The 21,216-nt window shown below is 58.3% G+C and carries 19 protein-coding genes and 6 pseudogenes; 13 read left to right on the top strand and 12 right to left on the bottom strand.

The features are described 5' to 3' along the window. Positions 1 to 238: 238 nt before the first annotated feature. Positions 239 to 727, bottom strand: coding sequence for a YkgB family protein (locus tag C3F35_RS24680; RefSeq protein WP_004099027.1), 489 nt, complete (start codon positions 725 to 727; stop codon positions 239 to 241). A gap of 297 nt (positions 728 to 1,024) precedes the next feature. Between C3F35_RS24680 and C3F35_RS24675 the strand changes: the two genes are divergently transcribed. Then, positions 1,025 to 1,384 (top strand): DUF6314 family protein, encoded by a 360-nt coding sequence (locus C3F35_RS24675; RefSeq protein WP_166479491.1) that lies wholly within the window; start codon positions 1,025 to 1,027, stop codon positions 1,382 to 1,384. Between the two features lie 38 nt (positions 1,385 to 1,422). On the opposite strand, the gene C3F35_RS24670 is transcribed toward C3F35_RS24675, so the two are convergent. Together C3F35_RS24670 and C3F35_RS24665 are read right to left on the bottom strand one after the other, a co-directional pair. Further along, positions 1,423 to 2,382 (bottom strand): YeeE/YedE thiosulfate transporter family protein, encoded by a 960-nt coding sequence (locus C3F35_RS24670; protein WP_004099025.1) that lies wholly within the window; start codon positions 2,380 to 2,382, stop codon positions 1,423 to 1,425. A gap of 26 nt (positions 2,383 to 2,408) precedes the next feature. Beyond that, positions 2,409 to 2,831, bottom strand: coding sequence for a MarR family winged helix-turn-helix transcriptional regulator (locus C3F35_RS24665; protein WP_223296479.1), 423 nt, complete (start codon positions 2,829 to 2,831; stop codon positions 2,409 to 2,411). A 367-nt stretch (positions 2,832 to 3,198) separates the two neighbouring features. Here C3F35_RS24665 and C3F35_RS24660 point away from each other — a divergent pair, with 367 nt between their 5' ends. Continuing rightward, a complete protein-coding gene (locus tag C3F35_RS24660) occupies positions 3,199 to 4,095 on the top strand; it encodes a LysR family transcriptional regulator (RefSeq protein WP_011191354.1) in 897 nt (298 codons plus the stop codon). On the opposite strand, the gene C3F35_RS24655 is transcribed toward C3F35_RS24660, so the two are convergent. Genes C3F35_RS24655 through merR form a run of 4 tightly spaced genes read right to left on the bottom strand, consistent with a single transcriptional unit; the run spans position 4,092 to position 7,109 of the window. Further along, entirely contained in the window at positions 4,092 to 4,328 is a 237-nt protein-coding gene (locus C3F35_RS24655) for a DUF2274 domain-containing protein (RefSeq protein WP_026227538.1), read from the bottom strand. The genes C3F35_RS24660 and C3F35_RS24655 overlap by 4 nt on opposite strands. Positions 4,329 to 4,330: 2 nt before the next feature. Then, positions 4,331 to 5,551: a TrbI/VirB10 family protein gene (locus C3F35_RS24650; RefSeq protein WP_011191355.1), complete on the bottom strand. Its 1,221-nt coding sequence runs from the start codon at positions 5,549 to 5,551 to the stop codon at positions 4,331 to 4,333. Further along, positions 5,548 to 6,597, bottom strand: coding sequence for a P-type conjugative transfer protein TrbG (gene trbG, locus C3F35_RS24645; protein WP_011191356.1), 1,050 nt, complete (start codon positions 6,595 to 6,597; stop codon positions 5,548 to 5,550). The genes C3F35_RS24650 and trbG overlap by 4 nt, the downstream gene beginning before the upstream one ends. A gap of 56 nt (positions 6,598 to 6,653) precedes the next feature. Next, positions 6,654 to 7,109 (bottom strand): Hg(II)-responsive transcriptional regulator, encoded by a 456-nt coding sequence (gene merR, locus C3F35_RS24640; RefSeq protein ID WP_001166628.1) that lies wholly within the window; start codon positions 7,107 to 7,109, stop codon positions 6,654 to 6,656. A gap of 71 nt (positions 7,110 to 7,180) precedes the next feature. On the opposite strand from merR, the gene merT reads away from it, so the two are divergent. The 9 genes and pseudogenes from merT to C3F35_RS24590 form a co-directional block, all read left to right on the top strand. After that, a complete protein-coding gene (gene merT / locus C3F35_RS24635) occupies positions 7,181 to 7,576 on the top strand; it encodes a mercuric ion transporter MerT (protein ID WP_001294653.1) in 396 nt (131 codons plus the stop codon). 15 nt (positions 7,577 to 7,591) lie between these two features. After that, positions 7,592 to 7,867 (top strand): mercury resistance system periplasmic binding protein MerP, encoded by a 276-nt coding sequence (gene merP, locus C3F35_RS24630; RefSeq protein WP_000732275.1) that lies wholly within the window; start codon positions 7,592 to 7,594, stop codon positions 7,865 to 7,867. Positions 7,868 to 7,894: 27 nt separating this feature from the next. Continuing rightward, positions 7,895 to 8,320, top strand: coding sequence for an organomercurial transporter MerC (gene merC, locus C3F35_RS24625; protein WP_000522996.1), 426 nt, complete (start codon positions 7,895 to 7,897; stop codon positions 8,318 to 8,320). A gap of 38 nt (positions 8,321 to 8,358) precedes the next feature. Continuing rightward, positions 8,359 to 10,044: a mercury(II) reductase gene (merA, locus tag C3F35_RS24620; RefSeq protein ID WP_000209296.1), complete on the top strand. Its 1,686-nt coding sequence runs from the start codon at positions 8,359 to 8,361 to the stop codon at positions 10,042 to 10,044. A 17-nt stretch (positions 10,045 to 10,061) separates the two neighbouring features. Next, on the top strand, positions 10,062 to 10,427 hold the full coding sequence (merD, locus tag C3F35_RS24615) for a mercury resistance co-regulator MerD (RefSeq protein WP_001277466.1): 366 nt from the start codon (positions 10,062 to 10,064) through the stop codon (positions 10,425 to 10,427). Further along, positions 10,424 to 10,660, top strand: coding sequence for a broad-spectrum mercury transporter MerE (gene merE, locus C3F35_RS24610; protein WP_001087807.1), 237 nt, complete (start codon positions 10,424 to 10,426; stop codon positions 10,658 to 10,660). The genes merD and merE overlap by 4 nt, the downstream gene beginning before the upstream one ends. 50 nt (positions 10,661 to 10,710) lie before the next feature. After that, a pseudogene (locus tag C3F35_RS24600) lies at positions 10,711 to 10,938 on the top strand (DUF3330 domain-containing protein); the annotation flags it as partial. 129 nt (positions 10,939 to 11,067) lie between these two features. Then, entirely contained in the window at positions 11,068 to 11,625 is a 558-nt protein-coding gene (locus tag C3F35_RS24595) for a recombinase family protein (RefSeq protein ID WP_004213590.1), read from the top strand. Positions 11,626 to 11,627: 2 nt separating this feature from the next. Continuing rightward, positions 11,628 to 12,364: pseudogene (locus C3F35_RS24590) on the top strand (DUF4158 domain-containing protein); the annotation flags it as partial. Between the two features lie 189 nt (positions 12,365 to 12,553). Here C3F35_RS24590 and C3F35_RS24585 read toward each other — a convergent pair. Then, positions 12,554 to 13,900: pseudogene (locus C3F35_RS24585) on the bottom strand (Tn3 family transposase); the annotation flags it as partial. Here C3F35_RS24585 and C3F35_RS24580 point away from each other — a divergent pair. Next, positions 13,898 to 14,596 (top strand): annotated as a pseudogene (locus C3F35_RS24580) (Tn3 family transposase); the annotation flags it as partial. The pseudogenes C3F35_RS24585 and C3F35_RS24580 overlap by 3 nt on opposite strands. A 32-nt stretch (positions 14,597 to 14,628) precedes the next feature. Beyond that, positions 14,629 to 14,877 (top strand): annotated as a pseudogene (locus C3F35_RS24575) (IS1 family transposase); the annotation flags it as partial. A 14-nt stretch (positions 14,878 to 14,891) separates the two neighbouring features. Here the strand turns inward: C3F35_RS24575 and C3F35_RS24570 are convergent. The 4 genes and pseudogenes from C3F35_RS24570 to lacI form a co-directional block, all read right to left on the bottom strand. After that, positions 14,892 to 15,032, bottom strand: a pseudogene (locus tag C3F35_RS24570) (maltose acetyltransferase domain-containing protein); the annotation flags it as partial. A 65-nt stretch (positions 15,033 to 15,097) separates the two neighbouring features. Next, positions 15,098 to 16,351 carry a lactose permease gene (gene lacY / locus C3F35_RS24565; protein WP_088221856.1) on the bottom strand — a complete coding sequence of 418 codons (1,254 nt, stop codon included), beginning with the start codon at positions 16,349 to 16,351 and terminating at the stop codon, positions 15,098 to 15,100. 51 nt (positions 16,352 to 16,402) lie between these two features. Next, positions 16,403 to 19,477, bottom strand: coding sequence for a beta-galactosidase (lacZ, locus tag C3F35_RS24560; RefSeq protein WP_103793520.1), 3,075 nt, complete (start codon positions 19,475 to 19,477; stop codon positions 16,403 to 16,405). Between the two features lie 121 nt (positions 19,478 to 19,598). Continuing rightward, complete coding sequence (gene lacI / locus C3F35_RS24555) at positions 19,599 to 20,681, bottom strand: DNA-binding transcriptional repressor LacI (RefSeq protein WP_016809493.1); 1,083 nt, start codon at positions 20,679 to 20,681, stop codon at positions 19,599 to 19,601. Between the last annotated feature and the right edge of the window lie 535 nt (positions 20,682 to 21,216).

Here is a 21,216-nt window from a genome sequence, read left to right as displayed (position 1 = left end):
GCGAGACCTAGCTTGCCCCCGGCGTCGCACTTCCATCGTGTCACCGCGCGCGATCACGATTGTATCAATCCCATTGAGGAACAGTCCGTGCTCCACGACGTCGGGGATTGCGGCGAAACGGGCGAAGACCGCGTCGCCATGCAGCTGAGCGCCTCCGGGCTCGATATCGCGACGGAGCATCCATGCCCCGCGGAGGTTCTGCAGGATTTGCACGCCCGCCGTCACGAGAGGACCACAGTCACGAGAGCACAAGCGCCCCTCTGTGGCGGACCGAAGCACGCAGCAGCACGAGGGACGCCGCTAGCAGAACTGCGTCCTTCAGTAGAAACTGCCCTGGTGCAGCCGAAATCGCAGGAAAGCCGCCGGCAGTCTGCTCCGCGACACCTGGAGTGGTGATGAAAAAGGTCAGCGTGATCAGATAGGTCGCTGCTGACATTAGTGCGCCTAGCGCAGAGAAGAGTGGACGAAATGCACCAAGGATCAGAACGAGACCGGTCGATAACTCGATAACGCCGATGAAATAGCTTTGCCCCTGCGTCCCGAACATGCCGAGCCAATTCATGATCGGGCTGTGTTCGATAAACGGGGCGATACCATAGGCCTCGTACGCTGTGAACTTCATCGCGCCGAACCACAGAAATACGATCACGAGAGCCCATCTAAGCAGGCCAAGATCCCTCCGACCGTGCTCGGGGACAAGAAATTCATAACGGTCGAAAATGCTCATCTAAAATTCCTCAACAGTGGTCCCGTGGGAACGTCACGAACGTCGTCTACGTGCTTCGGGCAGGCGTTGCAGTATATGCGCGACGCATATACCATATACTAATAAGCGAGATATGTCGAGCGGCTGGCTCGCGCTTCGCTGCCTCACGAAGCCATCCTCATCGGCGATGCCTTTACCCAGCAAACGCGCGACCTTTGCGGGATTTTGACTTGATGGGGCTGGCGCTCCGGGTGGGCCTATAGCCCGTTGGCAAACGTCCAGCCTGTACGGATGGACGCGGCCCTGGACGAGATAACCATGCCCACCGAAATCGTAGCAGCGATCGGCGAAGGCGCGCTCGCTTATCGAGAGAGCGGCATTCTCTCACTGGCAGATGGCAGAGTATTCTCCGCGTGCCGGCAGTATCGCTATCGCTTGAGCGAGGACAGTGTTGTCGTCGAGTTCGCAGACGGACCTCATATCGGGACGCAGTTCCTCAGCTTGAGTTTCTCGCGGACGGATACCGGGTTGGAAGCGAGTGGCGTCTATGCCTGCGGAGACGACACCTACCATGCAACCTACAGGATTCTGGGGCCGGCGGCCTTTGAAGTGGTCATCATGGTCCAAGGGCCTGCAAAGGCATACGAGCTAGTCAGCCGATATTCCCGGTCGGGATAAATGCTCATGTCAGGAGGGCAAGTCCTCTGTTGCCCTTATCATGGCCGTGAAAGGCAGCGCCGGAATAACTTACCACGCGCTGCAAATCCGAAGACGATTGTCGTCGTCATCAGAAGGTAGGCGACTATCCCACCAGGTGAAAGAGTCGGAACCGCTGCGAGGATCAACCCATCATTCCCGCCGGGTATGAGCGCGATGCCGATACCCATCAATGTGCCGCCGACGACAGATCGCAGAATGCCATTGGCTGTCGGCAGTTGGAGACGCAGATTGCCTTGGCGAAAGGAGGCGGTTAGGGCGCCTGCGATCGAAGAGATCACCGCAGTGAGCGCGACCTCGCCGGCCGGGGACATTCTGAGAGGAAGGGCGCGTTGAATCACGTCTGCGAAGGTCCAGGCCGGCGAGAGTGCATATAGAAGTCCGCCAGTGATACCGAGTCCAATCATCGAAGCGCCGAACGACCAACCCGGCTTTGTTCGCAGAACGCTCTTCGTGGAAACGAAAACGAGTGCCAGCACGAGCACAACTAGGAAGGCTAGGAGAGTAACGAGGCCTGTTGCGCTCGGTTTGGAGATTAAGCTTGGCCATGTTGAATCGTAGCCGAACCTGCCATGGTCGGCAGCCAAGATACCAATCGTTAATCCCAAGGGTAGAGCTAGAAGTCGCATCTCCCCATCCCCAAGCCGCGCCAGCGATCCGAGCAGGCATGTGTCATTAATGAGTGCGCCGAGGCCGAAGGCGATGGCGCCGATGAGCAGGAGGAAATTGATGCTGGTCGAGGGTGCGAGTGTTGCGCCCAGTGTTCCCGTCCAGACTATCGGGACCGCAACCAGGCCTGCCGCTGCCGACGCTGCGAGAAATCCGACGAACATTTTCGGCGGCTGTCTTCTGTGTAACTCATGAGCGGCCACCACTAAACAGGTTCCGCCTTGGTTCGCCGCATATCCGAACCCGAAGGCAAGTACGCATAGAAGAAGTTCGAGCGCAAACGATCCCATTATTTCAAGCCTGCCTGATCATATCGTCAGCCTTCTGATGCGACGTTCCAGCGTGGCGAGCGCCCCGGCTTAGCTTTACCACGGGAAGGCGCGATCCTGCTGTAGCCGCACAGATGGCAAAGGCTGACCGAGCCATCTTTGTCGAAGCCGTTTGCCACAAGGAGCCGCTCCGACAGCATGCCTAGAATGTCGAGGTCATTGGGCGACAGGGGCGAAATACATTCGGAGATCACCTGCTCCCGTGCCTTGAGCAAGGCGTCCGTTATCTTCTTCCCCGAATTGGTGAGGTGAATGAAGCGCGCCCGCCTGTCGGTGATTTGTCTTCGTCGTTCCACCAACTGTTCGCGCTCGAGCCTATCGATCAATCGCACCGTCCCGGCATGAGAAAGCCCGATCGAGGTAGCCAAAACGCTGATCGGCAGTCCGGGCTCCATGCTGAGTAACACCATCACGGCGGTCCCCGGGCCGCTTGGTGAAAACGAGGCCGAGACACTGGCGATGCTGTCTGCAACGGCCAACGCGAGTGCACCTAAATGGTACTTGGCGACCTCAGGCTCCATACCGCAAGAATATATGCTTCGCGCATAGACTTCAAGCGTGTGAAAATGTATGACCGCCGCATGCATCTATGACAGATTCGGACATGGTCATGCTCATTGAGGGGCTCAGCTCGGATTCCACATCTGAGATCAACGGACGTGCTCGTTCCCCAGGCGCTAGCGGGGGTGGGCTCGATGAAAGTGGACGTGCATGGGTGCCGCTCACCGGGCGCAGGCGGTTCGCCGATGAGACCGCCGGTATGATCGGACGGGTCTCATGCCCGACCTGACTCTTGATCTCCGATACCTGAAGTACGCCGTTCAGGTCGCCGAGGCCGGCAGCTTCCGCCGAGCGGCGGAGCGCCTATCGATATCGCAATCCACCGTCAGCCGACGTGTGCAGCTGTTTGAGCGCCAACTTGGCTTTTCTCTCTTCAAGCGTACGCGAGCGGGGGCAGGGCTGACTCCAGAAGGTGAGCGCTTCCTTCAACAAGCGGTGGTGGGAGCGCGCTACCTTCGTAACGCCGCAACGGAGATCCGCTCCGCGCGGAAACTCAAGACCGGGCTCGTGAGGTTTGGAATGCTTGAAGCGTTCCCGGCGTGCCCGATCATCAACATTCTCTCGGCATTCAGAAATAGACATCCGACGATCGAGGTAAAGCTTGAGGAAGGCACTTCAGAAGAAAACACTTTGGGGGTGAAGCGCGGATTACTGGACGCAGCAATCAGCCTGAGTGCGAGCAAGAGCCCTCAGTTCCAAGTTCGACGTCTCTGCGAACCAGATCTGTTCGTGGCATTGTCCCCGCTTCACGAGTTGGCAGCACGGCCACAGCTGTCGTGGGAGGACGTTTGTGACGAAGTCTTCCTCGTTCGCTCGGATGGCGCTGGGCGTGAGCTCGCTGGCATACTCCGGCGCATGGTGGGCGCCGGAGACGGAGCGGTTCAACTCTCGATCCAACAAGTCAGCCGAGAAACCCTGCTGACGATGGTCGAACAGGGCTTCGGCTTGACCATCACCAGCGTGATCTACCGGCCGGATATCGCGTTGATCCCGCTCCCATCGGCGCGGGCGCCGACGGCCGCTATAATTTCTTCCAGTGACAACGACAACCCGACTCTGCCGCTGCTGCTGAAGTGTTTCGACACCCCCTCTAGAGCGGGGACCACGGATTAATCGGCGCTCCCCGGCGTCAACGTTCGCCTGGCTTTGGCGAAGCCACGGTCTGTCGCGATGAACCGTTGTAACATCGGGACGATTAACCGAGCTGGGTCAACAGCGGACTGACCTTGCTCTCGGCCCAATAGGTGGGCGTAGTCAACAAGGTCCTGGTGGAGAGCTGCAGGTAGCTCGACCTGTACCTTAAGCGGCTTGTCGTCCGCGATGGGGCCTAGCTTAAGCTTCGACATCATCACCCTCCATATGGCTCCAGTACCAAGTCTCGCGTCACGAGAACGCGCACGGGAAATCCGGGCCGAATAGTGATCGTGGGCGCGACGTTGAGCTGACGCCTCACAATCTGCTGCCCTGCGTCGTTGATGGTGTCCTGCCCACCGTTCCGGATCGCCTGAACGAGCTGATCGTCGTTGTCGACCGCGAGTTCGGCGCCGACGCTCAGCAGTGTCGACAATCCCGCAGCCTTGGCCAGATCCCACCAATGGTAATCGACGCCATCCTGCAGCCCGGCGAACCCTTCAGCGTCAGCACCAGGCTGGCGCTCGAGAACGATCGAGCGCCCGTTCGGGAAGACGAGCCGAGTCCAGACGAGCAGGACTCGGCTCTGGCCGAACTGCACGTTGTTGTCGTACTGCCCGACCACACGAGTGCCTTGCGGCACAAGCAAGATACGGCCGGTTGGGCTGTCGTAGATGTTTTCGGTGACCTGCGCGGTGATCTGGCCGGGTAGATCGGATCGGATGCCGGTGATCAGCGCCGCGGATATCACTGCTCCCGCCTGAAGGACGTTCGGCGATACTGGCGCAGCGACGCGATCGGGCGCAACCGTCCTGCGATCGGCCGCGGCGTTCAGAAACGCGTTCTGCCGGTCCTGCGCCGAGGGCGTGGCGGGCGGCGGAGCGAGGCCAATGCTCGCCAAATCCGGCACCGGCGCGAGCGCTGGGGCAGCTCCCGCAGCAGCGGGTGTGCCCCGGCTTTCCGATCCGGAGAAGAGACGGCTGGTGCGCGCGGTCTCGATTTCCTGAAGGCGGCGCTGCTCTTCCGGGCTGATGCCGGGATTGGGCGTGGCCGTCCCGGGTGTGGGCACCGGCTGTCCGCGATCCTGGGTACTAAGGATCGGCCGGCCGAGGTCACCGGGAAGAGGGGGACCGAGCTGTGGCACGCCACTGTAATCTCGCGGCAGGCCGGCCAGTCCGTCAGCGGTCGAGCGGTTCTCGGTCGAATAGAGTTCGTCGTTCGGCCGACCGGCGTCGCGGGTCTGAAGCGCGTAGATCAGCGCACCTCCGAGCCCGACGCTGGCGACAAGACCGAGGCCGGCGAGAACCTTCCGCGACAACCGGGTGACGCGGGGCGGTTCGGCCCGCAGCCGCATCGGCGCAGGCCCGACCGGCTCGCCGGTCAGGGGCTGCGCATCGTCGTCCGGCACTTCCTCAATCCGGGGCGGGTTCTCGCTCACGAGGTCGGCCTCCCGTCTGTGCGGACGATCCTGACGCGCTTCTGCTCGCGGCCGGAGCCGAAGCGAAGTTCGGCAGCCGCGAACAGACGATCAACGATCATGTGGTGGCCGCGAACGCGATAGTTCACGAGCTCAGAGGTGTTGCCCTCGGGGCCGACGACGAAGAGTGGCGGCATCTCGCCCTGACCGATGCCGCGCGGAAACTCGATAAAGACCTGGCGTCCGTCGTCGAAGGCGCGCAGCGGCCGCCACGGCGCACGGTCGCCCTCGATCGCATAGCGGAAGTTGACGTTCGCGAGATCGACGCCGCTCGCCACCGGCTGGGCCGCCTGCGCCTCGGCGTTCTGACGGCGCAGCGCAATGAGCTGGTCTTGCGGATACTGCCATGAGACCGACGCCATATAGGTGCGCTCTGTCGAGCGCAGCTCCATGTGATAGGTGCGCATGTTGGTGTTGATGACGAGGTTTGTCATCAGGTCGGCGCGGGTGGGCTTTACTAGGATGTGGATCTGGCGCGTTGCCCCCGATCCGCTCTCGGTGTCGCCGATGATCCAGCGCACTGTGTCGCCGGCGGCCACCGGGCCTGCGCCGACAAGCTGCTCCCCGGGTTGGAGCGCGATGTCGGTGATCTGCCCGACGGCGGTATAGACTTGATAAAGCGCCCCTTGAGTCCACGGGTAGACCTGCATCGAGTTAATGAAGCCGTCGCGCACCGGCTGGACTCGTGCCGCCTCGTTTGCCTGGTTGACGCGAGCGGTCGGATTAGAAGGCTCCGGGGCACGCCGCGTCTCCTCCACACGCTGCAATTGGCCAGGCAGCGGCAGCGGCCGGGGCAGCTCGACCACGGTGACCGGCGCGGGTGGATCGACGGTCTGCACCGCCGGAGCCGCATTGTCGTAGGAAATCTCCGGCGGCGGATTGGTGGTCGCGCAGCCCGCGAGCGCGGTCGCCGCTAGCAGAACGACCGGGAATGCGGCTCTACGGAGAGCCGGGAGTACGTGTGTGTGTGAAGCCGGGTTTCCGGCTTTACGGAAATACGGCTTCATTGCCCAAGCTCCCGTGACCAGTTGGGGTCGTCTCAGAATTCGGAAAATAAAGCACGCTAAGGCGTAGTCACCCCGTGACTCCCCCGCGCCGATGCAGCGAGCTTCGTTCCGTCTTGCAGTGACGCAATCAGCGGGCAGGAAACGTTCCCTTTCCGCGCATGGCAGGCGCACACCAGTTCAGACAGCACGGCCTCCATGCGTGCCAAGTCGGCCATCTTCTCGCGCACATCCTTGAGCTTGTGCTCGGCCAGGCCGCTGGCTTCCTCGCAATGGGTGCCATCCTCCAGCCGCAGTAGCTCGGCGATTTCGTCCAGGCTAAAGCCCAGCCGCTGGGCCGATTTCACGAACCGCACTCGTGTTACATCCGCCTCGCCATAGCGGCGAATGCTGCCATAGGGCTTGTCTGGCTCCGGCAGCAGGCCCTTGCGCTGGTAGAACCGGATGGTCTCCACATTGACCCCGGCCGCCTTGGCAAAAACGCCAATGGTCAGATTCTCAAAATTAATTTGCATATCGCTTGACTCCGTACATAACTACGGAAGTAAGCTTAAGCTATCCAAACCAAATTTGAAAGGACAAGCGTATGTCTGAACCACAAAAGTCTGAACCACAAAAGTCTGAACCACAAAAGTCTGAACCACAAAACGGGCGCGGCGCGCTCTTCGCCGGTGGGCTGGCCGCCATTCTTGCGTCGGCCTGCTGCCTGGGGCCGCTGGTTTTGATCGCCTTGGGGTTCAGCGGGGCATGGATCGGCAACCTGACGGTGCTGGAACCCTATCGCCCGATCTTCATCGGCGCAGCGCTGGTCGCGCTGTTTTTCGCCTGGCGGCGCATCTACCGCCCGGCGCAAGCCTGCAAACCGGGTGAGGTCTGCGCGATTCCCCAAGTGCGAGCTACTTACAAGCTCATTTTCTGGATCGTGGCCGCGCTGGTCCTGGTCTCGCTCGGATTTCCCTACGTCATGCCATTTTTCTATTAATCACAGGAGTTCATCATGAAAAAACTGTTTGCCGCCCTCGCCCTCGCTGCCGTTGTTGCCCCCGTGTGGGCCGCCACCCAGACCGTCACGCTGTCCGTGCCTGGCATGACCTGCGCCTCTTGCCCGATCACTGTCAAGCACGCGCTTTCCAAGGTTGAGGGCGTGAGCAAGACCGACGTAAGTTTCGACAAGCGCCAGGCCGTCGTCACCTTCGACGATGCCAAGACCAACGTCCAGAAGTTGACCAAGGCGACCGAGGACGCGGGCTATCCGTCCAGCCTCAAACGCTGATCCGTTAACCGAACTCGGGAGCGACACATGGGACTCATCACGCGCATCGCTGGCAAAACCGGCGCGCTCGGCAGCGTCGTTTCCGCGATGGGCTGCGCCGCCTGTTTTCCTGCCATCGCCAGCTTTGGCGCGGCCATCGGACTGGGCTTCTTGAGCCAGTACGAGGGGCTATTCATTGGCATCCTGCTGCCGATGTTCGCCGGCATCGCGTTACTCGCCAATGCTATCGCTTGGCTCAATCATCGACAGTGGCGACGCACGGCGCTCGGCACGATAGGCCCGATCTTGGTGCTGGCAGCGGTGTTTTTAATGCGGGCTTACGGCTGGCAGAGCGGTGGACTGCTCTATGTCGGCCTGGCCTTGATGGTTGGGGTGTCGGTCTGGGATTTCATCTCGCCAGCACATCGCCGCTGCGGGCCGGACAGCTGTGAATTGCCAGAACAACGTGGCTGACGGCAACAGCCGTAGCCACCACAGAAAAGGAAAAATACATGACCACCCTGAAAATCACCGGGATGACCTGCGACTCGTGCGCGGCTCACGTCAAGGAAGCCTTGGAGAAAGTGCCCGGCGTGCAATCGGCGCTGGTGTCCTATCCGAAGGGCACAGCGCAACTCGCCATTGAGGCGGGCACGTCATCGGATGCGCTGACTACCGCCGTGGCCGGACTGGGCTACGAGGCAACGCTTGCCGATGCGCCACCGACGGACAACCGCGCCGGCCTGCTCGACAAGATGCGCGGCTGGATAGGGGCCGCTGATAAGCCCAGTGGCAACGAACGCCCGTTGCAGGTCGTCGTCATTGGTAGCGGTGGAGCCGCGATGGCGGCAGCACTGAAGGCCGTCGAGCAAGGCGCGCAGGTCACGCTGATTGAGCGCGGCACCATCGGCGGCACCTGCGTCAACGTCGGTTGTGTGCCGTCCAAGATCATGATCCGCGCCGCCCACATCGCCCATCTGCGCCGGGAAAGCCCATTCGACGGCGGCATGCCACCCACACCGCCGACGATCTTGCGCGAGCGGCTGCTGGCCCAGCAGCAGGCCCGTGTCGAAGAACTCCGTCATGCCAAGTACGAAGGCATCCTGGACGGCAATTCAGCCATCACCGTTCTGCACGGTGAAGCGCGTTTCAAGGACGACCAGAGCCTTATCGTTAGTTTGAACGAGGGTGGCGAGCGCGTCGTGATGTTCGACCGCTGCCTGGTCGCCACGGGTGCCAGCCCGGCGGTCCCGCCGATTCCGGGCTTGAAAGAGTCACCCTACTGGACTTCCACCGAGGCCCTGGCGAGCGACACCATTCCCGAACGCCTTGCCGTAATCGGCTCGTCGGTGGTGGCGCTGGAGCTGGCGCAAGCCTTTGCCCGGCTGGGCAGCAAGGTCACGGCCCTGGCGCGCAATACCTTGTTCTTCCGTGAAGACCCGGCCATCGGCGAGGCGGTGACAGCCGCTTTCCGTGCCGAGGGCATCGAGGTGCTGGAGCACACGCAAGCCAGCCAGGTCGCCCATATGGACGGTGAATTCGTGCTGACCACCACGCACGGTGAATTGCGCGCCGACAAGCTGCTGGTCGCCACCGGCCGGACACCGAACACGCGCAGCCTGGCATTGGAAGCGGCGGGGGTAGCCGTCAATGCGCAGGGGGCCATCGTCATCGACAAGGGCATGCGCACCAGTAGCCCGAACATCTACGCGGCCGGCGACTGCACCGACCAGCCGCAGTTCGTCTATGTGGCGGCAGCGGCCGGCACTCGTGCGGCGATCAACATGACTGGCGGCGATGCGGCCCTGGACCTGACCGCAATGCCGGCCGTGGTGTTCACCGACCCGCAGGTCGCCACCGTGGGCTACAGCGAGGCGGAAGCACATCACGACGGGATCGAGACCGACAGTCGCCTGCTAACACTGGATAACGTGCCGCGTGCGCTTGCCAACTTCGACACACGCGGCTTCATCAAGCTGGTCATCGAGGAAGGTAGCGGACGGCTCATCGGCGTGCAAGCGGTGGCCCCGGAAGCGGGTGAACTGATCCAGACGGCGGTGCTCGCCATTCGCAACCGTATGACCGTGCAGGAACTGGCCGACCAATTGTTCCCCTACCTGACCATGGTCGAAGGGCTGAAGCTCGCGGCGCAGACCTTCAGCAAGGACGTGAAGCAGCTTTCGTGCTGCGCCGGATGAGGAAAAGGAGGTGTTCAATGAGCGCCTACACAGTGTCCCGGCTGGCCCTTGATGCCGGGGTGAGCGTGCATATCGTGCGCGACTACCTGCTGCGCGGATTGCTACGGCCGGTCGCGTACACCACGGGCGGCTACGGCTTGTTCGATGACACCGCGTTGCAACGGCTGCGCTTTGTACGGGCTGCCTTCGAAGCGGGTATCGGCCTGGACGCACTGGCGCGGCTGTGCCGGGCGCTGGATGCTGCGGACGGTGACGGTGCGTCTGCGCAGCTTGCCGTGTTGCGGCAACTCGTCGAGCGTCGGCGCGAGGCCCTGGCCAGCCTCGAAATGCAACTGGCCGCCATGCCAACCGAACCGGCACAGCACGCGGAGAGTCTGCCATGAACAGCCCAGAGCACTTGCCGTCTGAGACGCACAAACCGATCACCGGCTACTTGTGGGGCGCGCTGGCCGTGCTCACCTGTCCCTGCCATTTGCCGATTCTCGCCATTGTGCTAGCCGGCACGACGGCCGGCGCGTTCATCGGGGAGCACTGGGGTATTGCAGCCCTCACGCTGACCGGCTTGTTTGTCCTGTCTGTGACGCGGCTGCTGCGGGCCTTCAAGGGAAGATCATGACCGCTTCCCAGCCAGCCGAGAGTGGGCAGCTTTGAGCTTCGCTACCAATCTGGAGGAGTACCACCATGAACGCAAACGCCCCGAACACTGCCAGTTGCACCACCTGCTGCGTATGCTGCAAAGAAATTCCGCTCGATGCCGCCTTCACCCCGGAAGGCGCGGAATACGTCGAACATTTCTGCGGGCTGGATTGCTATGAACGCTTCCAGGCACGCGCCAAGGCCGCGACAGAATCTGACATTGCGCCTGTCCCTGGCGGTTCGCAGCCGTCAGATTGAGGCATACCCTAACCTGATGTCAGATGCTTGGCGCAAAGCACGTCAGAATAGAGTTGTAGTTTGTATTTATTGACACAAGCCGCCAAGGGTAATGGATTTCATCCTGACACTTTTACCTTTGGAGGCACCTTGCAAGGTCAACGCATTGGCTATATCCGCGTCAGCAGCTTCGACCAGAACCCTGATCGGCAACTGGAGCAAATCGAAGTCGGTAAGGTATTCACCGATAAGGCTTCCGGCAAGGACACGCAACGTCCCGAACTTGAAAGGCTGCTGGCCTTTGTGCGCGAGGGCGACACCGTGGTGGTGCACAGCATGGACAGGTTGGCACGCAATCTCGATGACCTGCGCCGCATCGTTCAGGGGCTGACACAACGGGGCGTGCGGATGGAGTTTGTCAAAGAAGGGCTGGCGTTCACCGGCGATGACTCACCGATGGCCAATTTGATGCTGTCGGTCATGGGGGCTTTTGCGGAGTTCGAGCGCGCACTGATCCGCGAACGCCAGCGCGAGGGAATCGTGCTGGCCAAGCAGCGCGGTGCCTACCGGGGACGAAAGAAATCGCTGAACAGCGAACAAATTGCCAAGTTGAAACAGCGAGTCGCGGCAGGCGATCAAAAAACCTTGGTGGCCCGTGACTTCGGCATCAGTCGCGAAACCTTGTACCAGTACCTGCGGGAAGACTGATCATGCCGCGCCGCTCAATCCTGTCCGCCACCGAGCGCGAAAGCCTGCTGGCACTACCAGATGCCAAAGACGAACTGATACGGCACTACACGTTCAACGAAACCGACCTATCGGTGATCCGCCAGCGTCGCGGCGCTGCGAATCGATTGGGCTTCGCCGTGCAGCTTTGCTACTTGCGATTCCCTGGCATCTTCTTGGGCATCGATGAGCCTCCGTTTCCGCCCCTGTTGCGCATGGTGGCCGCACAACTCAAGGTGCCGGTGGAAAGTTGGAACGATTACGGCCAGCGCGAGCAGACGCGGCGGGAGCACTTGGTCGAGCTGCAAACGGTGTTCGGGTTCAAGCCCTTCACCATGAGTCACTACCGGCAGCCGTGCATACATTGACCGAGCTGGCCTTGCAGACCGATAAAGGGATTGTGCTGGCCAGCACCCTTGTCGAAAACCTGCGGCGGCAGAGCATCATCCTGCCCGCCATGAATGCCATCGAGCGCGCGAGCGCCGAGGCCATCACCCGTGCCAACCGGCGTATTTACGCGGCGTTGACCGATTCTTTGTTATCGCTCCACCGTCAGCGCCTGGACGAACTTCTCAAGCGCAAGGACGGCAGCAAATTGACGTGGCTGGCATGGCTGCGCCAGTCGCCCGTCAAGCCGAACTCTCGGCATATGCTTGAACACATCGAGCGCCTCAAGGCTTGGCAGGCGCTTGACCTTCCCGCAGGCATCGAGCGACAAGTTCACCAGAACCGCCTGCTCAAGATCGCCCGTGAGGGTGGGCAGATGACGCCTGCCGATCTGGCAAAGTTCGAGATGCAACGACGCTATGCCACTCTGGTTTCGCTGGCCATTGAAGGTATGGCCACCGTCACCGACGAAATCATCGACCTGCACGACCGCATCATCGGCAAACTATTCAACGCCGCCAAGAACAAGCATCAGCAGCAGTTTCAGGCTTCCGGCAAAGCCCGCTGTGTCGGTGTAGTGCTCCTCGATCCGCAAGTCCGACTCGTGGTACAGCAGGCCATCGAGCACATAGGTTGAATCACGCACGCCGACGTTGACTACCTTGGTGCTGAAGGGCGCGTACTGGTCGGAGATATGGGTATAAAACGTCCGGCCTGGACTGCTTCCATACTTCGGGTTGATATGCCCGGTGCTCTCCGCTTTGCTGCCGGTTCTGAAATTTTGGCCATCCGACGATGACGTGGTGCCATCGCCCCAGTTTCCGGCAAAGGATTGCCGGAACTGCGCGTTGACCAGTTCGGCCAGCGCCGTTGAGTACGTTTCATCCCGGATGTGCCAGGCTTGCAGCCACGACAGCTTGGCGTAAGTCGTGCCTGGGCAGGACTCGGCCATCTTGGTTAGCCCGAGATTGATGCCATCAGCCAGGATCGTCGTCAGCAGCAAGGTTTTGTCCTTGGCCGTGTCGCCGGTCTTCAGATGCGTGAAATGCCGGGTGAAGCCTGTCCACTCATCAACTTCCATCAGCAGTTCGGTAATCTTGACGTGTGGCAGCAGCATCGCCGACTGGTCGATTAGGGCTTGTGCGGTCTCCGGCACCGCCGCGTCCAGCGGCGTGATCTTCAGGCCGGACTCGGTAATGATGGCATCCGGCAGATCATTGGCCGCCGCCATGCGGTTGACGGTGGCAAGCTGCTGTTCCAGCAATGCCAGTCGGTCGTGCAAATACTGATCGCAATCGGTGGCCACTGCCAGCGACAATTCGTTGGCCAGCTTCAGAGTAGCGAACTTCTCGGCCGGCACCAGGTACTCATCAAAGTCCTTGAACTGGCGCGAACCCTGCACCCAGACATCGCCTGATCGCAGCGCGTTCTTTAGCTCTGACAGGGCGCACAGCTCGTAGTAGCGCCGGTCAATGCCATCGTCCGTGAGCACCAGTTTCGCCCAGCGTGGCTTGATGAATGCGGTCGGCGCGTCGGCGGGCACCTTGCGGGCGTTGTCGCTGTTCATGCCGCGAAGCACCTCGATGGCATCGAGTACGCCCTTGGCGGCTGGTGCCGCCCGTAACTTAAGTACGTCCAGGAACTGCGGCGCGTAGCGGCGCAACGTGGCGTAGCTTTCACCGATGCGATGCAGAAAGTCGAAGCTCTCCGGCTGCGCGAGCTTTTGCGCCTCCGTGACGCTGGCGGCGAAGGTATCCCACGGCATTACGGCCTCGATGGCGGCGAACGGATCGCCGCCGCTCTGTTTGGCTTCCAGCAAGGCTTGGCCGATGCGGCCATACATCCGCACCTTGTCATTGATCGCCTTACCGATCATGTCTTCGGCCTGATGCACCTACTGGGCTTCCGATTCGCGCCACGTATCCGAGACCTGGGCGACACCAAGCTATTCATCCCAAAGGGCGATGCCGCCTATGACGCGCTCAAGCCGATGATTAGCAGCGACCGGCTGAACATCAAGCAGATACGCGCCCATTGGGATGAAATCTTGCGGTTCGCCACTTCGATCAAGCAGGGTACGGTGACGGCCTCGCTGATGTTGCGCAAGCTCGGCAGCTATCCGCGTCAGAACGGACTGGCCGTTGCACTGCGCGAGCTGGGGCGCATTGAGCGCACGTTGTTCATACTGGATTGGCTGCAAAGCGTGGAGCTGCGCCGCCGCGTGCAGGCCGGACTCAACAAAGGCGAGGCGCGCAACGCGCTGGCCAGGGCGGTGTTCTTCAACCGACTGGGCGAAATCCGCGACCGCAGTTTTGAGCAACAACGCTACCGGGCCAGCGGCCTCAATCTGGTAACGGCGGCCATCGTGCTTTGGAACACGGCCTATCTGGAACGGGCAACCAATGCTTTGAACGGGCACGGCAAACCGGTAGACGAGACGCTGTTTCAATACCTGTCACCGCTGGGGTGGGAACACATCAATCTGACCGGCGATTACCTCTGGCGCAGCAGCACCAAGGTCGGCGCAGGCAAGTTCAGACCGTTGCGACCACTGCCACCGGCTTAACGTGCTTTATTTTCCGTTTTCTGAGACGATCCCTTATGAGCCTGCTGTCACCCTTTGACGTGGTGATATGGATGACGGATGGCTGGCCGCTGTATGAATCCCGCCTGAAGGGAAAGCTGCACGTAATCAGCAAGCGATATACGCAGCGAATTGAGCGGCATAACCTGAATCTGAGGCAGCACCTGGCACGGCTGGGACGGAAGTCGCTGTCGCTCTCAAAATCGGTGGAGCTGCATGACAAAGTCATCGGGCATTATCTGAACATAAAACACTATCAATAAGTTGGAGTCATTACCCTTTTTTCAACTTCTGATGGAAGCGAGTGATTGAACTCATACATTAATGTTTTCCCACGAAGTCTTTTTTCAGGTAAGCCTTCGCACATATCGGTAAATAGCTTGCCTGCTTTTATTTTTTCTGTCATCGACATGTTCATTTTTAACATTCCGTCCTGATAAGTTGGTCGGATAAGGCGCTCGCGCCGTATCCGACATTAATTTCTTAAGCGACTTCATTCACCTGGCGACGCAGCAGGGAAAGTGGGCCGGGGCCGCTAAGCGTGAACACGGAAATTAAGGTGAAGCCCAGCGCCACCAGACCCAGCACCAGGTAAGCGCCCTGGAAACCGATGCTTTCATACATATTGCCCGCCAGAATAGACATAAAAATCATCGCCAGTTGCTTAAAGAAGCAGAAACAGACCAGATAAATCGTCGCTGAAAAACGCACTTCAAACTGGCTGGTAATATATTTAAAGCAGCCCACCAGCAGGAACGGTACTTCAAACATATGCAGCGTTTTCAGAATAACCACTTCCAGTGCTGAGGTAGCGAACGATGAGCCAATAATACGTACTGACATAATAGTGCCTGCCAGCAGCAGGGCGTTTTTCCCACCGATGCGATTAATGATCAGCGGCGCAAAGAACATAATCGAGGCGTTAAGTAATTCGCCCATTGTCGTTACGTAGCCAAATACCCGCGTACCCTGTTCACCGTTGGCAAAAAAAGAAGTAAAGAAATTAGCAAACTGTTGGTCAAAAACATCGTAGGTGCAGGAGACGCCAATAACATACAGTGACAAAAACCACAGTTTTGGCTGTCTGAACAGTTCCAGCGCCAGCTTAAGGCTAAATGCCGAATGGTTGGCACCTACCGCATTGGCAACCGTGGCGGAAGAGGGCGCATCTGTTTTGGCGAAAAAGAGCAAAACGGCGAGGATGAATGCACAGCCAGAACCCAGCCAGAAAACAAACTGATTATTGATGGTAAACATGATGCCGACAATCGAGGCACACATCGCCCAGCCAACACAGCCAAACATCCGCGCGCGACCAAATTCGAAATTACTACGACGGCTGACTTTCTCGATAAATGCCTCTACTGCTGGCGCACCGGCGTTAAAACAAAAGCCAAGATAAATACCACCAACAATCGCTCCTACTAAAATGTTGTATTGTAACAGTGGCCCGAAGATAAAAATAAAGAACGGCGCAAACATCACTAACATGCCGGTAATAATCCACAGCAGGTATTTTCGCAGTCCGAGTTTGTCAGAAATCAGACCAAACAGCGGTTGGAATAATATCGAGAACAGAGAAATAGCGGCAAAAATAATACCCGTATCACTTTTGCTGATATGGTTGATGTCATGTAGCCAAATCGGGAAAAACGGGAAGTAGGCTCCCATGATAAAAAAGTAAAAGAAAAAGAATAAACCGAACATCCAAAAGTTTGTGTTTTTTAAATAGTACATAATGGATTTCCTTACGCAAAATACGGGCAGACATGGTCTGCCTGGTTATTATTATTTTTGACACCAGACCAACTGGTAATGGTAGCGACCGGCGCTCAGCTGGAATTCCACCGACACTGACGGGCTCCAGGAGTCGTCGCCACCAATTCCCATATGGAAACCGTCGATATTCAGCCATGTGCCTTCTTCCGCGTGCAGCAGATGGCGATGACTGGTTTCCATCAGTTGTTGTTGGCTGTAGTGGCTGATGTTGAACTGGAAGTCGCCGCGCCACTGGTGTGGGCCATAACTCAATTCGCGCGTCCCGCAGCGCAGACCGTTTTCGCTCGGGAAAACGTACGGAGTATACATGTCTGACAATGGCAAGTCCCAGCGGTCAAAACAGGCCGCAGTAAGACGGTCGGGATAATTTTCTTGCGGTCCTAATCCGAGCCAGTTTACTCGCTCTGCGACCTGCGCCAGCTGGCAGGTCAGGCCAATCCGCGCCGGATGCGGCGTATCGCTTGCCACTTCAGCATCAACGGTAATCGCCATTTGACCACTACCATCAATCCGGTAAGTTTTCCGGCTGATAAATAAGGTTTTCCCCTGATGCTGCCACGCGTGGGCGGTCGTAATCAGCACCGCGTCGGCAAGTGTATCTGCCGTGCACTGCAACAACGCTGCTTCGGCCTGGTAATGGCCCGCCGCCTTCCAGCGTTCGACCCAGGCGTTAGGGTCAATGCGGGTCGTTTCACTTACGCCAATGTCATTATCCAGCGGTGCACGGGTGAATTGATCGCGCAGCGGCGTCAGCAGTTGTTTTTCATCGCCGATCCACATTTGTGAAAGAAGACCTGACAACCGGTTAAATTGCCAACGCTTATTACCAAGTTCGATGCAAAAATCCGTTTCGCTGGTGGTCAGTTGCGGGATGGCGTGGGGCGCGGAGGGTTGTGTCACGCTGAGGTTTTCCGCCAGACGCCATTGCTGCCAGGCGCTGATGTGCCCGGCTGCTGACCATGTGGTCGCGTTCGGTTGCACTACGTGAACCGTTAGCCAGAGTTGCCCGGTGCTCTCCGGCTGCGGTAGTTCAGGCAGTTCAATCAACTGTTTTCCTTGTGGAGCGACATCCAGAGGCACTTCACCGCTTGTCAGCAGCTTGCCATCCAGCGCCACCATCCAGCGCAGGAGCTCGTTATCGCTATGACGGAACAGGTATTCGCTGGTCACTTCGATGGTTTGCCCGGATAAACGGAACTGGAAAAACTGCTGCTGGTGTTTTGCTTCTGTCAGCGCTGGATGCGGCGTGCGGTCTGCAAAGACCAGACCGTTCATGCAGAACTGGCGATCGTTCGGCGTATCGCCAAAATCACCGCCGTAAGCCGACCACGGGTTGCCGTTTTCATCATATTTAATCAGCGATTGATCGACCCAGTCCCAGACGAAGCCGCCCTGTAAACGGGGGTATTGACGAAACGCCTGCCAGTATTTAGCGAAGCCACCAAGACTGTTACCCATTGCGTGGGCATATTCGCAAAGGATCAGCGGACGCAGTTCTCCAGGCAGCGAAAGCCATTTTTTGATGGACCATTTCGGCACAGCCGGGAAGGGCTGGTCTTCATCCACACGCGCGTACATCGGGCAAATAATATCGGTTGCGGAGGTGTCGGCTCCGCCGCCTTCATACTGTACCGGGCGGGAAGGATCGACAGATTTAATCCAGCGATAGAGCGCATCGTGATTAGCACCGTGGCCTGATTCATTCCCCAGCGACCAGATGATCACACTCGGGTGATTACGATCGCGCTGCACCATTCGCGTTACGCGTTCGCTCATCGCGGGTAGCCAGAGCGGATCATCGGTCAGACGATTCATTGGCACCATGCCGTGGGTTTCAATATTGGCTTCATCCACCACGTACAGGCCGTAGCGGTCGCACAACGTGTACCACAGCGGATGATTCGGATAATGCGAACAGCGCACGGCGTTAAAGTTGTTCTGCTTCATCAGCAGGATATCCTGCACCATCGTCTGCTCATCCATGACCTGACCATGCAGAGGATGATGCTCGTGACGGTTAACACCGCGAATCAACAACGGCTTGCCGTTCAGCAGCAGCAGGCCATTTTCAATCCGCACCTCGCGGAAACCGACATCGCAGGCTTCTGCTTCAATCAGCATGCCGTCGGCGGTGTGCAGTTCAATCACCGCACGGTAGAGATTCGGGATTTCGGCGCTCCACAGCGCCGGTTTTTCGACGTTCAGACGTAGCGTGACGCGATTGGCATAACCGCCACGCTCATCGATAATTTCACCGCCGAAAGGCGCGGTGCCGCTGGCGACCTGTGTTTCACCCTGCCACAAAGAAACCGTCACCCTCAGCTCATCGCGCAGCACGCCGTACATCTGAACTTTTGCCTCCAGTACAGCGCGGCTGAAATCATCATTAAAGTGAGTAACAACATGGAAATCGCTGATTTGTGTGGTCGGTTTGTGCAGCAACGAGACGTCACGGAAAATGCCGCTCATCCGCCACATATCCTGATCTTCCAGATAATTGCCGTTACTCCAGCGCAGCACCATCACCGCGAGGCGGTTTTCTCCGGCGTGTAAAAATGCGCTCAGGTCAAATTCAGACGGCAAACGACTGTCCTGTCCGTAACCGACCCAGCGCCCGTTGCACCACAAATGAAACGCCGAGTTAACACCATCAAAAATAATTCGCGTCTGGCCTTCCTGTAGCCAGCTTTCATCAATATTAAATGTGAGCGAGTAACAACCCGTCGGATTCTCCGTGGGAACATACGGCGGATTGACCGCAATGGGATAGGTCACGTTGGTGTAGATAGGCGCATCGTAACCGTGCATCTGCCAGTTTGAGGGGACGATGACAGTATCGGCGTCAGGAAGATCGCGCTCCAGCCAGCTTTCTGGTACCGCTTCTGGTGCCGGGAACCAGGCAAAGCGCCATTCACCATTCAGGCTGCGCGACTCTTGGGAAGGGCGATCGGTGCGAGCCTCTTCGCTATTACGCCAGCTGGCGAAAGGGGGATGTGCCGCAAGGCGATTAAGTTGGGTAACGCCAGGGTTTTCCCAGTCACGACGTTGTAATACGACGGCCAGTGAATCCGTAATCATTGTCATAGTTGTATCCTGTGTGAATTGTTATCCGCTCACATTTTCGCATAACATACGAGCCGGACACATAGAGTGTAAAGCCTGGGGTGCCTAATGAGTGAGCTGACTCACATTAATTGCGTTGCGCTCACTGCCCGCTTTCAAGTCGGGAAACTTGTCGTGCCAGCTGCATTAAGGAATCTGCCAACGTGCGGGGAGAGGTGGTTTGCGTATTGGGCGGTAGGGTGGTTTTTCTTTTCACCAGTGAGACGGGCAACAGCTGATTGCTCTTCACCGCCTGGCCCTGAGAGAGTTTCAGCAAGCGGTCCACGCTAGTTTTCCCCAGCAGGCGAAAATCCTGTTTGATGGTGGTTAACGGCGGGATATAACACGAGCTGTCTTCGGTATCGTCGTATCCCACTACCGAGATATCCGCACCAACGCGCAGCCCGGACTCGGTAATAGCGCGCATTGCGCCCAGCGCCATCTGATCGTTGGCAACCAGCATCGCAGTGGGAACGATGCCCTCATTCAGCATTTGCATAGTTTGTTGAAAACCGGACATGGCACTCCAGTCGCCTTCCCGTTCCGCTATCGGATGAATTTGATTGCGTGTGAGATATTTATGCCAGTCCGCCAGACGCAGACGCGCCGAGACAGAACTTAATGGACCGGCTAACAACGCGATTTGCTGGTGACCCAATGCGATCAGATGCTCCACACCCAGTCGCGTACCGTCTTCATGGGAAAAAATAATACTGTTGATGGGAGTCTGGTCAGAGACATCAAGAAATAGGGCCGGAACATTAGCGCAGGCAGCTTCCACAGCAATGGCATCCTCGTCATCCAGCGGATAGTTAATGATCAGACCACTGACGCGTTGCGCGAGAAGGTTATGTACCGCCGCTTTACAGGCTTCGACGCTGCTTCGTTCTACCATCGACACCACCACGCTGGCACCCAGTTGATCGGCGCGAGATTTAATCGCCGCGACAATTTGCGACGGCGCGTGCAGGGCCAGACTGGAGGTAGCAACGCCAATCAGCAACGACTGTTTGCCCGCCAGTTGTTGTGCCACGCGGTTGGGAATGTAGTTCAGCTGCGCCATCGCCGCTTCCACCTTTTCCCGCGTTTTCGCAGAGACGTGGCTGGCCTGGTTCATCACGCGGGAAACGGTCTGATAAGAGACACCGGCATACTCTGCGACATCGTATAGCGTTACTGGTTTCACATTTACCACCCTGAATTGACTCTCTTCGGGTGCTATCATGCCATACCACGAAATGTTTTGCGCCATTCGGAGGGGGCACGCCGAAGTGAGATTCAAAATGCCGACGTCAGTTTACAGGTGGGTAATGATACCAACGTGTTGATTTCGTATTTTCACTGACACCAGGATCATCCTGATGTTACAAGGATTGAATGACCACTACAAAAGCACTTCGCCGGGCTCATGAGGACATGGAAAATAAAAATGTGAACGGGAAAATTGTTTTTTCAGGGTTCTGATGAACAGGCCTGTCAGAGTAAAAAAAGATTCGGGTTCAGCACAATGCTGAATTCTGTCTGGCTATAGAGTAAGAATCGTACCGGAATTGAGCATTTACCCTCAGTACCTGCGGATGAAAAAGCAGTCTGCCCTGACATACTGAACAATCCCTTCTCATAAGATGCCTCTCTTTTGCTGTTTAAAGAGCTGAGCAGTCCGGGCGGAGACTGACCTCGTTCCGCTTTCCAAGCGACCCCCTTGTTGAAAGTGCGACAAA

Origin of the sequence: Leclercia sp. LSNIH3, assembly GCF_002935105.1 — a bacterium.
Classification (GTDB): domain Bacteria; phylum Pseudomonadota; class Gammaproteobacteria; order Enterobacterales; family Enterobacteriaceae; genus Enterobacter; species Enterobacter adecarboxylatus.
Note: the sequence above shows the minus strand (reverse complement) of the source record. Positions and strands in the feature narration are given on the sequence as shown.